This window comes from Pseudomonas sp. P1_F7, from assembly GCF_056405655.1.
The window spans coordinates 214,439-225,999 of record NZ_JBFUBR010000002.1 but is presented as its reverse complement, the minus strand read 5'-3'; the positions used below and the strand labels follow the sequence as shown (position 1 = coordinate 225,999).

The 11,561-nt window shown below is 59.2% G+C and carries 10 protein-coding genes; 1 reads left to right on the top strand and 9 read right to left on the bottom strand.

Features of this window, described 5'->3' with window-relative positions:
* Positions 1-139 precede the first annotated feature (139 nt).
* Positions 140-1,078, top strand: coding sequence for a site-specific integrase (locus AC1D1M_RS02740; protein WP_477774410.1), 939 nt, complete (start codon positions 140-142; stop codon positions 1,076-1,078).
* 4 nt (positions 1,079-1,082) lie between these two features.
* Here the strand turns inward: AC1D1M_RS02740 and AC1D1M_RS02735 are convergent, their stop codons facing one another.
* The 9 genes from AC1D1M_RS02735 to AC1D1M_RS02695 form a co-directional block, all read right to left on the bottom strand.
* Positions 1,083-2,153: an ABC transporter ATP-binding protein gene (locus AC1D1M_RS02735; protein ID WP_477774409.1), complete on the bottom strand. Its 1,071-nt coding sequence runs from the start codon at positions 2,151-2,153 to the stop codon at positions 1,083-1,085.
* Positions 2,150-3,748: an ABC transporter permease gene (locus AC1D1M_RS02730; RefSeq protein WP_477774408.1), complete on the bottom strand. Its 1,599-nt coding sequence runs from the start codon at positions 3,746-3,748 to the stop codon at positions 2,150-2,152. The genes AC1D1M_RS02735 and AC1D1M_RS02730 overlap by 4 nt, the downstream gene beginning before the upstream one ends.
* Before the next feature lie 4 nt (positions 3,749-3,752).
* Entirely contained in the window at positions 3,753-4,766 is a 1,014-nt protein-coding gene (locus AC1D1M_RS02725; protein WP_477774407.1) for an iron ABC transporter substrate-binding protein, read from the bottom strand.
* 325 nt (positions 4,767-5,091) lie between these two features.
* A complete protein-coding gene (gene arnT / locus AC1D1M_RS02720; RefSeq protein WP_477774406.1) occupies positions 5,092-6,813 on the bottom strand; it encodes a lipid IV(A) 4-amino-4-deoxy-L-arabinosyltransferase in 1,722 nt (573 codons plus the stop codon).
* 176 nt (positions 6,814-6,989) lie between these two features.
* Positions 6,990-7,646, bottom strand: coding sequence for a lipopolysaccharide core heptose(II)-phosphate phosphatase PmrG (pmrG, locus tag AC1D1M_RS02715; RefSeq protein WP_477774405.1), 657 nt, complete (start codon positions 7,644-7,646; stop codon positions 6,990-6,992).
* A 300-nt stretch (positions 7,647-7,946) separates the two neighbouring features.
* Positions 7,947-8,504 (bottom strand): PqiC family protein, encoded by a 558-nt coding sequence (locus AC1D1M_RS02710; RefSeq protein WP_477774404.1) that lies wholly within the window; start codon positions 8,502-8,504, stop codon positions 7,947-7,949.
* Between the two features lie 17 nt (positions 8,505-8,521).
* Positions 8,522-10,198, bottom strand: a complete 1,677-nt coding sequence (locus AC1D1M_RS02705) for a PqiB family protein (RefSeq protein WP_477774403.1) — start codon at positions 10,196-10,198, stop codon at positions 8,522-8,524.
* Positions 10,179-10,835 (bottom strand): paraquat-inducible protein A, encoded by a 657-nt coding sequence (locus AC1D1M_RS02700; protein ID WP_477774402.1) that lies wholly within the window; start codon positions 10,833-10,835, stop codon positions 10,179-10,181. The genes AC1D1M_RS02705 and AC1D1M_RS02700 overlap by 20 nt, the downstream gene beginning before the upstream one ends.
* Positions 10,832-11,428, bottom strand: coding sequence for a paraquat-inducible protein A (locus AC1D1M_RS02695; RefSeq protein ID WP_477774401.1), 597 nt, complete (start codon positions 11,426-11,428; stop codon positions 10,832-10,834). The genes AC1D1M_RS02700 and AC1D1M_RS02695 overlap by 4 nt, the downstream gene beginning before the upstream one ends.
* Positions 11,429-11,561 lie beyond the last annotated feature (133 nt).

Sequence of the window (11,561 nt, the reverse complement as noted above, 5' to 3'; positions counted from 1 at the left end):
GGCTATTAAGCCGCTGTTCAGACTTCTTCCGTTTATCGCGTTTTTTAGGAAAAGTCCTACAGCAGTAATGTCTTTTACATCATCGTTATTTCACTTCTTAGTTGTTTCATTGAACTGTTTACATTCAAGGCTGTTTCGTTTGATTGACTTACCTGTTACTGACACACGCTCATCCCTCACCAATCCGCTGACCCTGTATCTGGCGCGGCTGGCGCCGTCCAGCCAACTGACCATGCGCTATGTGCTGCAGGATGCCGCCGACCGCCTGGGCTTCGAAGATCACGATATCGAGGAGATACCCTGGCATAACTTGCAGCCCGAAGACGTGATCGCGCTGGTGGCCACTTTGCGTTCGGATGGTTATGCGCCGAACACCTCCTCGCTGTATGTCAACGCGGTGCGCGGGGTGATGAACGAGGCGTGGCGCATGAGCCTGATCTCTCAGGAACATCTGTTGAAGATGCGTACGGTGAAGGGCATGGCCGGTACACGGCTGTCCCAGGGGCGCAATCTCAGGCGGACGCTGATTCAGGAGCTGATGGCGGTCTGCGCCGCCGATCCGCGACCACAAGGCCTGCGGGATGCAGCGATTATCGGGATTTTGTACGGTTCGGGAATGCGCAAATCCGAATCGGTGAACCTGGAGCTGAACCAGGTCGATTTCACCGAACGCAGCCTGCGGGTGACGGCCAAGGGCAACAAGCAGTTGATCAAGTACGCCCCGGCCTGGGCCTTCGCCAAGCTTGAAGCCTGGCTTGAGCTGCGCCGTTCGTTGCTCAAGGAAGGTGAGTCGGACGACCCGTTTCTATTCAACCGCATCCGCCGTGGCAGCCATATCACCCGTGAGCGCATCACCAAGCACGCGATTTACTACATTGCCCGGCAGCGGGGCGCGCAGGTAGGGGTGAAAATCATGCCCCACGACTTCCGGCGTTCATTCATAACCCGGGTGATCGAAGAGCATGACTTGTCGATTGCGCAGAAGCTGGCGCACCACAGCAACATCCAGACCACGGCCAACTACGATGTGCGCGATGACAACGAGCGGCGTCGGGCAGTGGATCGATTCGATCTGTGAACGATCACATCTCGCTCAGCACATGGGCGTGGCCAATAGTCGAGACCTGAACCGAGCTGCCGGCGGGTGGCGCATACATGCCTGAACTGCGCACCAGCAGTGATCGGCCCGGTTGCTCGTTGCGGGTCAATGGCTGGAGTTCCACTGTCAGTGTGCAAGTGTTGCCGCTGAAGTCCCGATCAGTGACCACGGCCCGGCAACCGCTGGCTTCCGGGTCACTGGGGAGAATACTGGCCAGTTGCAGTTGTTCGGGGCGCAGCATGATCTGCGCCGAGCTGTTGTTGCGGTGGTTGTTGACCGGGATCCGCCCCAGGTCGCAATGGGCCCAACCGGCCTCGATGCGCGCGGGCATCACCACGGCATCCCCCAGAAACAGGGCGGTCTGTTCATCCTCGGGGTAGCGGTAGAGGTCAAGCGGATGCCCTGACTGGACCAATCGGCCATGGCGCATCACCGCCAACTGGTCGGCGAACGACAGGGCTTCACTCTGGTCATGGGTGACCAGAATGGTGGTGACGCCCGCGTCTTCCAGCAGCCGCGCAACCATCTTGCGCATTGCGGCGCGCAATCCGGTATCGAGCGCCGAGAACGGCTCGTCCAGCAGCATCAACCGTGGCTGTTGCGCCAACGCCCGGGCCAGGGCCACGCGCTGTTGCTGGCCACCGGACAATTCGTGAGGCCAGCGCTCGGCCATCTTCGCGTCCAGCGCCACACTGTCCATCAGTTCGGCGACGCGCTGTTGTTTTTCAGTGCCCTTGATGGACAAGCCGAAGCCGATGTTCGCCGCCACGGTCATGTGCGGGAACAGTGCGCCGTCCTGCGGCACATAGCCGATCAGGCGTTGATGGGCCGGCACTTCGTGGGTGCCGTCGACCAGGGTCTGACCATTGAGCGACAGGCGCCCGGCGTCGGGGAACTCGAAGCCGGCAATCATCCGCAGCAACGTGGTCTTGCCCGAGCCGGAAGGGCCGACAATGACCGTGCGACTGCCGCTCGGCACCGACAGGCTGACGTTGTCCAGGGCGCAATGGGCGCCATAGGACTTGTAGAGGGCATTCAATTCAAGAGTGTTCATCGGCCAGCCGTTTTTTTCGATTGGTGATAAAGAAGTCCGGTCAACGGAAGCGACAGCACAACCATCAATAAGGCGTAGGGTGCAGCAGCGGCATAATCGATTTCGCTGGTCATGGCCCAGAATCCGGTCGCCAGGGTGCGCGTGCCATTCGGCGCCAGCAGCAGGGTGGCGGTCAATTCGTTGGTGATCGCCAGGAACACCAGCGCCGCACCGGCGGCAGCCCCCGGCGCGGCCAGGCGCAAGGTGATCAGCCACAGTGCCCGGGCCGGTGAGCGGCCCAGGCTACGGGCAATGTTTTCCAGTTCCACCGGGGCCTGGGCAATGCCTGCGCGCAGACTCACCAGGGCGCGGGGCAAGAACATCAGCAGGTACGCCAGCAGCACGGTGAAGGTGGTCTGGTAAATCGGCCGGGCAAAATGGATGGTGATGGTCACCAGCGCCAGCGCCACGATAATTCCGGGCAAGGAACTGGTGATGTAGTTGCAGCTTTCCAGTACCCGTTGCAGTCGGCCGGGGTAGCGGATCGACAGCCAGGCAATCGGTATCGCTGCGCAGGTGGTCAGCGCCGCGCCCGCGATACCGAGCAACAGGGTTTGCTCCAGCGCGGGCAACAATTCGGCCATGTCCCAGACTTCCACACCGCCAGCGATGAGCCATTTACCCAAGGTGATCAAGGGCACGCCCAAGGCCAGCGCGCAGGTCACGATTTGCAGCGTCAGTGAAAGCAGGGTGGATGCCGGTTTCAGACGCACGACCCGTTGCTCCCGGGCGCTTCCCGAACCGACGCGAGCGTAACGCGCGGAACCCCGGGCGGCGGATTCGGCCGTCAACATCGCCAGGCAACACAAAGCCAGCACACTGGCCAGCATGTGCGCCGCTGCGCCGTTGAAGGTCGATTTGAACTGATCGAAGATCGCGGTGGTGAAGGTGTCGAAGCGGATCATCGCGTACAGGCCATATTCGGCCAGCAGGTGCAGGCCGACCAGCAGGGCGCCGCCGCAGATCGCCAGGCGCAATTGCGGCAACACCACGCGGAAAAACACTTTCCAGGGTTTGAGCCCCATGGATTCGGCGACGTCTTCGATGGCCGGGTCGAGTCGGCGCAAGGTGGCCGCCACCGGCAAATACAGGAACGGGAAGTAGGCGATGACCGAGACCAGGACACCGGCATACAAGCCGTGAATAGGCGGCACAAGGCTGACCCAGGCGTAGCTGTGAACGAACGCAGGCACCGCCAGCGGTGCGGTGGCCAGCAACGACCACCAGCGCCGTCCGGGCAAGTTCGTGCGTTCAGTCAGCCAGGCCAATGTCACCCCCAGCGCCACGCACAAGGGAATCGTCAACAGCACCAGTAACACGGTGTTTACCAGCAGTTCACCGACCCGAGGGCGGAACACCAGGGCCACAACGGTTGACCAGCCTGTCTGCAGGGACACGCCAATAACGTAAGCGATCGGTAGCAGTGCCAGTAATGAAACCAGCACCGACAAACCGATCACCCATACACCGCCACGTCCCGCAAAGACTCCGCGGGATCGTCGACGCAATTGTGCGGGTGTCGCCTCAGCGACCCCCGCAGGCAGGGTTTCAGGCATCAATTTAGAGCAGTCCGGCCTGTGTCATCAGCTCTACGGCTTTTTTACTGTCGAGTTTCGAAGCATCGACAGTCGGCGCATCGAGTTGCTGCAGAGGCACCAGTTTAGGGTTGGATTCAGCGTTCTTGCCCACGGCGTACTCGAACGACTTGCCGTTTTTCAAGACGGCCTGGCCATCCTTGCCGGTAATGTATTTGAGAAACGCCTGGGCTTGTTCTTTGTGTTTGCTGGAAGCGAGGACGCCGCCGCCGGAGATGCTAACAAAAGCGCCCGGATCTTTGTGCTTGAAATAGTGCAGGGCGGTGTTTTTGCTGTTTTCGCCGGTCTTGGACTGATCGACCAGGCTGTAATAGTGGTAGATCACGCCGCTGTCGATCTGCCCGGCATTCACCGCTTTGAGTACGGAGCTGTTGCCACGGTAGTTGGTGTAGTTGGTTTTCATCGCTTTCAGCCATTCCAGCGTGGCGGCTTCACCCTTTTGTTCCAGGATGGCAGCGACGATGGCCTGGAAGTCAGCACCGCCTGGCGACGCAGCCCAGCGTCCTTTCCAGCTCGGATCGGCCAGGTCCATGATCGATTTCGGCAGATTGGCTTCCGACAGTTTGCCTGGGTTGTACACAAATACCGTGGAGCGCGCGGCAATCCCGACCCATTTGCCGTGGGCCGGGCGATAGGCGGAATCAACCTGCTCCAGCGTGGTTTTATCGACAGGCGCAAACAGCCCCGCGTTGTCGACCAGCACCATGGCCGGGGAGTTTTCGGTCAGGAATACGTCCGCCGGAGAAGCCGCGCCTTCCTGCACGATCTGGTTGCCCATCTCGGTGTCATCGCCGTTGCGCAAGGTGACGGGAATACCGGTTTCCTGGGTAAAGCCCTCGACCCAGGCCTTGGTCAGGCCTTCGTGTTGCGCGTTGTACACCACGATGCCGACGGAGTCGGCCGCATAAACCTGGCCAGCGCTCAGCAAGGCGGTGGCCAGCAGGGCCTTTTTCAAGAACGAAGGGATGTTGGGAATCATTCTGCGGGCTGCTCCTGGTGCATTTTTTTGAAAGTCATACGCATTGAAACGCTTGTAAATCAATGCGAATCATTTGCATGTTTTGAATTGCAGGGAATGTAGAGATCCAAATGAGAAAATAACGTAAAAAAAACCGTAAATACATGTAATTTTCATTCAGATTAGCAGCGCTGTGCCCACTGTGGTTCCACTCGTCGATCAAACGATGTCGTCGAGCAGACTATGACGCTGCTCCGGCTGCCTTTTGTCGGATCACCTGCAACTGACAGAAACGACAAAACCCAAGAGGCCGGTTTGGCCACTCGGGTTTTTTACGTCTTGGCTATCAGGGCTGGATTTGCGGGAAGATCAGGACGTGCAGGTTGCCGCGCTGATAGCGTTTTCCGTCGATGGGCAACGCTTCGACTTCCTGAATCTCATCGACGCTGTTGACCCGCATCACCACCCCGACTGAACCCTTTTTCCGCGCTTCGGTCATCCAGTGTCCGACCTCCTGCAGGGTCACTTTGCGCGAGGCGGCAGCGGGATCCTGGAGGCCGTATTTCATTTCACCGACGACATTGTAGAGCGCCACCTCCGGTCGCCTGGTCAGCCACGACAAGGCCGAGGCCGCACCCAGGTCGTTGCTCAGCAGCGAGGTGGTCTGGTTCAGGCTGTCCAGGTGTTCGGAGATAAACCGGTCGGGCATCTTGCTGTCGACGATCTGGTTCGGCATGGCGGCGGGAAGCAGCGCCACCAGCAGCCAGATGCCGAGGGCCGGCATCGCCCATAACGTCAATGGCCGCAAGATTTGCAGGGCGTTGGTGATGATCCAGCCCAGCAGCACGATGAACGCCAGGGACAGGCTGAACATCTCGGTATTCTCGAAAATCTCTTTGCTCAATTGCAGGTACAGCAAAGCAATCAAGGCCGTCGTGGCAATGACGACGTTGAGCCAGCCGTTGAAGCGAATCGTCCGTCCTCGTGCTTGTTCCAGCAGGCTAGTCAGCGCATGGCCCATCAGCAGTGCCAGCGGCAACAGGCACGGCATGATGTAGGTCGGCAGCTTGCCACTGCTCATGCTGAAAATCGCCAATGGCAACAACAACCAGAGCAGCAGAAAACCGCTGACGGGCTGACGCTTGTTGTTCCAGGCCTGGATGAACGTTGTCGGCAACAACGCGGCCCAGGGCAGGGCGGAGACGACCAGCATCGGCAGGTAGAACCACCATGGACGGGCGTGTTGCGCATTGTCGGCGGCGAAGCGGCGTACGTGCTCGTTCCAGAAGAAGAAATTCCAGAAATCCGGCTCCTGATGATGAATGGCCAGTGCCCAGGGCAGGCAGACTGCCGTGGCGACCACAACCGCCAGTGGCCCGTAGCGCAACAGCTCGCCAATGCGACGCTGCCAGACCATGTAGGGCAGGGCGATCACCGCCGGCAGCAGCCAGGCCAGAAAGCCCTTGGTCATGAAGCCCATGCCGCAGGCGACACCCAGGACCGCCCAGGCACTCAGACGGGTACGCGGGGTGCGACTGTCGATGGCAAACCACAGGGAAACCAGGCTCAGGTTGACCCAGAGGGTGAACTGCGGATCGAGGTTGGCGTACCCGGCCTGTCCGGCAATCAGCCCGAAGCTCATGTACAACAGTGCGCAGGCAAAACTTTTGCGCGGATCGCCCCAGAACCGGCGGGCAATCAGGTAGGTCAGCCACACGCTCAGTCCGGTACTCAGCGCTGACGCGATGCGCACCCCGAACAGATTGTCGCCAAAGACCGCCTGGCCGATCGCAATCATCCAGTACCCGGCAATCGGTTTTTCGAAATAGCGAAGGCCCATGAAATGCGGCGAGACCCAGTTCCCGCCCTGCAGCATTTCCTGACTGATCTGGGCATAACGGGTTTCATCGGGAATCCACAGGCCGTGGCTCATCAGCGGTAACGCGTAGAACGCGATGAACCCCAGGACCAAGGCGAATAGCATCCTGCGCTCGCTGGCAGGTGTCGTTGGGGCGTGCAGGCGGGAAGAATGGCCAGCAAAATCTGGCAATGGCTGATTTGACGTCATGTCTCGACCTTGGCGCTGAGATGGCAGGTTGAAGAGTGATGTGCAACTTGCAAGAGAGAAAACCGGAATGATATTGAACGGCGAGAAGTTCAATCACACTTCTCGCTGTTCTGTTCAGGTTTCATTCAGTCCGGCTTGAAATACCTTAGAGTCCAAGTTCTCGATCCGTAGTGATTTCAGTTCTTTTCTTGTAACAGAGTGTTCCAGTCTTCGGCATTCACAATGCCGAGCACTTGCAGTTGGCCATTACCATCGATGTGGACAAACAGCGCGCTGGTGTACTCGGCGTCCTTCGCCGAATGCTTGAAGCCGGTCTGCTCTTTAAAGTCCGCGATGCAACCGCTGTGGGTCATCAGCACCAGGTTGCGGTGGGCCACCTTGTGCGCCACGACATCGTTACGCAGGGTCGTGCCGCAGGTCGCCAGCCACTCCTGGGTCCGTGGGTCGCTGTTGAACATGTAATGCGCGGTCTGCACGGTGCGCGTCACCGGGCTGGTCAGGATGTCGGTTTGCGTCAAACCCAGGCGTGCCAGGCCTTGCCCGACACCGGCGGCCGCTTCACTGCCGACACGGGTAATGCCGTCAGCCGGGCCCAGGCAAGGATTGCTGGAGCGGTCGCACCGCTCGGCATGACGAACCAGCACCGCGATCTCGCCGGCACTCCATTGTTGCAGCAACTGGGCCCGGGCTTGTGCACCTTCATGGGCCAGGTTGGACGGGGATTTCGGCCACAGGATAAAGCCGGCGGCCAGCACGGCGACGGTCAGTGCACCAATGGCCACGACCGATTTAGACAGGCGTGAAGACGGTTTACGCGAGACGGAGTTGACCAAGTTTGTCCACCCATTGGAGCGCCAGGGAAGTGCTGTTAAACAAAACCTGAAACAGCGCGAAAAATGACCGCCGAGACTAAGTTCAGCGAATTGACTGCAGCCCACGTTAAATCTGTGCAGGTGTCGGAGCGGTGAAAGGAATGTGAAAAAATTGCAGCGGGGGGTCGGGAATGTAGTCTTTTAAGTACTGGGAATCATTATCTTTTGATCTTGCGTGGAGTACCGGCGGCAAACGGATGGAATTGTGCGAAGGAATTAACGGCGAACTTGCCGCCGTTAATCCGCAGGGGGGAAACCCGTTCAGGGCGAAGGGCAGCCAGCCTGTGGTCTGGCGGCAGCCTGGCTGATCAGCGCGGCCAGGCGTTTGACGTTGTTTTGCTGGGCAAGTACCAGATCATCGATGTTCGCGCCTGAAGGGGTTTGCAAGGTACTGCGGCAAATGACCCGTACAGGCTCGCTTTCGCTGGCACCGCGCAGGCGCCATTTCACGTCCATCAAGGCGTATTGACCGGGGACCGAGTCAAAGCGCTGCACATCGACCCGCACCGAATACGTGCCTTGTACAGGATGGTTGCTCAGTTGATCGGCCAGCGCACTGCGCAACTCATCCACAAAGGTCGCGCCCCACCAATGTGTTTCCAGGATCGCCAGGCCACTGTTGCCCTGGCGAATGACGATCTGCGCACGATCGACCTGGGGTGGCACACTGATTGTCTCGATCTGAATCACCCCGACCGTGGTCCTGGAGTGATCGCCCACCTGGGCCGGGGTCAGGGTGTGGAATTGAATCGGGTCACTGCGGCAAGCGGCGAGCAGCAACAACGTGGCGACCAGGGTGAACTTCAGCGGAAAAACCATGGGTGATGCTCCTGTGTTCAATTGCGCGGTGGCCCTTGCAGATCCATGGGTGCGGCATTGTTCGGACGGCCGCGAAGCAGCGATTCCGGATGCCGTCCCAGGTAATCCGAAAGATCACGCAAGGATCTCGACGTGCGTCCCAGTTCATCCAGGGTCTGCCCCAGTTTTTCCCGTTGCGGCGAGTCATCGGCCAAGGTCGAACTGGCGGATTGCAGGGTCGAATTGGCGGTTTCCAGCGTCTTGCTGACGTCCGCCAAAGTGGTTTGCACGCCAGGCAGGATCTTGCCGTTGAATTGCATCATGCCTTTGCGCAGTTCGACGAGATTGCCATCGAGATTGCCGGCGATTCGCTCGATCGGCAGTTTGTTGATCTTGTCGACCATGGATTCGAGTTTTTCCTGCAATTGCTCGAGGCTGCCGGGAATGGTTGGAATCATAACCGGGCGTGCGTTTGCATCGAAGGCGACTTTGTCGGCCTTGGGGTAGAAGTCCAGGGAGATGTACAACTGACCGGTCAGGAAATTACCAGTGCGGGCCTGGGCACGCAGGCCGTTTTCGATAAAGGTGCCGATCAGACGCACACTCCCGGCTTCGTCATTGGGATCATGCTGGAGCGCCTTGAGCATTTTGAGGTGGGCCTGGCCCAGGCGTTGCGGGTAAATCACGATGCCGACGTTGATCGGAAAGGAACGTTTTTTCTCGTCGTAATCCAGATTGACCGCCACCACCTTGCCGATTTCCACGCCGAGGAATTCTACCGGAGCGTCAACCTTGAGCCCGCGCAATGCCTGGTCGAAGCGCATGGCCAGGTACTGCGGCTTGCCGTTTGGTGGGGCGAGGGCGGTTTGCTGGTCTTCGAACAGTTCATAGGCGTACTCGGCAGCAGCAGGTTTATCGTCAGGGCTGTAGTCGGGCGCTCGGAAGGCAATGCCGCCCACCAACAAGGAAGACAACGATTCGGTCTTGACCGCAAAACCGTTGGCGCCGACGTTCACGTCAATGCCGCTGGCGTTCCAGAAACGGGTGTTTTCGGTGACGTACTTGTCATTGGGTGCATGGATGAACAACTCGATGTTCACGCCTTTGCCATCCGGGTCCAGTGCATAGGCCACCACCTGACCCACCGGGATCTTGCGGTAGTAGACCGGAGAACCGATATCCAGCGACCCCAGGTCCTGGGTGAACAGGGTGAATCGCTTGCCCGGCTCGCCATAGGTGATGGGTGGCGGATTCTCCAGCCCCATGAAGTTTTTTGCCCGGCCGTTGGCCTGGCCGATATCCGCACCGATGTAATCGCCCGACAGCAGCGTGTCGATGCCGGACACACCGCCAGCGCCAATGCGCGGCCGCACGACCCAGAACTGCGAATCTTCGCGGGTAAAGCTTTCGGCCTGCTTTTCCAGTTTGATGGTGGCGTTGACGCTCTTCTGGTCACCGCTCAGCTCCACATCGGAGACATGACCGATCACGACATTACGGTATTTGACCTCGGTTTTATTCGCGGTCAGGCCGTCCCCGGTCTTGAACGTGACAACGATGGTCGGGCCTTCCTGCAAAATGCTGTGAACCACCAGCGAAATACCCACCAGCACCGCGACGATCGGCACGATCCAGACCAGCGAAACGCTGAAACGGCGGGTCTTGATCGGCGCCGGCCCGGGGGCTTGCGGCCCGTCAGTGGCTTGTGACTTCATCCGTGACCTCCTCATTGTGTGGGTTTTCCCGTTCTTTATCCCAGATCATGCGTGGATCGAAACTCATGGCCGACAGCATCGTAAACACCACAACCAGACCAAAAAACAGAATGCCCGGGCGCGGTTCGATGTCGGCCAGGGCCTGGAATTTCACCAGCGAGGCCACCAGGGCGACCACGATCACATCGAGCATCGACCAGTAACCGATGACCTCGACGAAGCGGTACAGCGTCGACCGTTCCTTGCGCGCCCACTCGCTGTCGCGTTGCACGGTGACCAGCAGCAGCGTGATGGCGACGAACTTGATGCCCGGCACCGCGATACTGGCAATGAAAATGATCAGGGCGATGTCCCAGGCCCCGGCCTCCCAGAACTCCAGCACACCGCTCATGATCGTGCTGTCGGCGCCATGGCCGACCATTTTGGTGTTCATCACCGGCAGCAAATTGGCGGGGATGTAAAACACCAGGGCGGCGATCATGTAGGCCCAGGTCCGGGTCAAGGCATTGGTCTTGCGTCGATGCAAAGGCGCGTCGCAGCGCTCGCATTCGTGAGGTTCGCCAGTCATGTCGCAGGCCAGCCCGCAGGTGTGACACAGGCACAGGTTGAGCTCGTCGGCGTACGGAGGCGTGCTCATAAAATGTCCCATAAATCGCGGATATCGCGCCCGGCGATGCGGATCATCATCAGGCTCAACACAGCCAGGGCAAACAGACCTATGCCGGGCAGCACGTCGAGCAGCCCGGCGAGCTTGATCACCGCGACTATGGCGCCCAGCAGGCAGACTTCGAGCATGCTCCAGGGCCTCAGGGTTTCCAGCCAGCGCATGCAGAATTTGAACCCGGGCGAACGTCGATGGGCGAGGGCGAAGCCCAGCACCCAGATCAACAGCAACAGCTGGAAAATCGGCGCGATGATCATGGCGATTGCCGCCACCATGGCGATGAAGGTGATAGGCCCCAGGCTCAGGGCCAGCACCGAGTCCCAGAGCGTTGCGCTGTTCTTCACGCCTTTGAGACTGATGCTCATCACCGGATAGAAATTGGCGAATATCCAGAGCATCAACGCGGTGAAGGTCAACGCAAGACGCTGTTCCACCGTGAGGCCGTTATAGCGCTGAAGCACGCCGCCGCAGCGCGTACACAGGGTTTTCTGATGTTTGGCGAGCGTGACTTTTTGGTAAACGCTGTCGCAGTGCTCGCAGATGATCAGCTGATCAGTAGATGCCATGGGTCAAGCTCAACAGAAGGCGGGAAGTTCAGAGCACCCCCTCAATATAGAAGTGCCTCGCAATTGAGCAAATCGAAAGTCGAAACAAGGGGATGGGTAGAAGAGGGAATACGCAAAACACTGTGGGAGCGAG

Coding starts and splice junctions, on each gene's coding strand:
- AC1D1M_RS02735 (WP_477774409.1), bottom strand. CDS start 2,153: ATGAACACTCTTGAATTGAATGCCCTCTACAAGTCCTATGGCGCCCAT.
- AC1D1M_RS02730 (WP_477774408.1), bottom strand. CDS start 3,748: ATGCCTGAAACCCTGCCTGCGGGGGTCGCTGAGGCGACACCCGCACAA.
- AC1D1M_RS02725 (WP_477774407.1), bottom strand. CDS start 4,766: ATGATTCCCAACATCCCTTCGTTCTTGAAAAAGGCCCTGCTGGCCACC.
- arnT (WP_477774406.1), bottom strand. CDS start 6,813: ATGACGTCAAATCAGCCATTGCCAGATTTTGCTGGCCATTCTTCCCGC.
- AC1D1M_RS02710 (WP_477774404.1), bottom strand. CDS start 8,504: ATGGTTTTTCCGCTGAAGTTCACCCTGGTCGCCACGTTGTTGCTGCTC.
- AC1D1M_RS02705 (WP_477774403.1), bottom strand. CDS start 10,198: ATGAAGTCACAAGCCACTGACGGGCCGCAAGCCCCCGGGCCGGCGCCG.
- AC1D1M_RS02700 (WP_477774402.1), bottom strand. CDS start 10,835: ATGAGCACGCCTCCGTACGCCGACGAGCTCAACCTGTGCCTGTGTCAC.
- AC1D1M_RS02695 (WP_477774401.1), bottom strand. CDS start 11,428: ATGGCATCTACTGATCAGCTGATCATCTGCGAGCACTGCGACAGCGTT.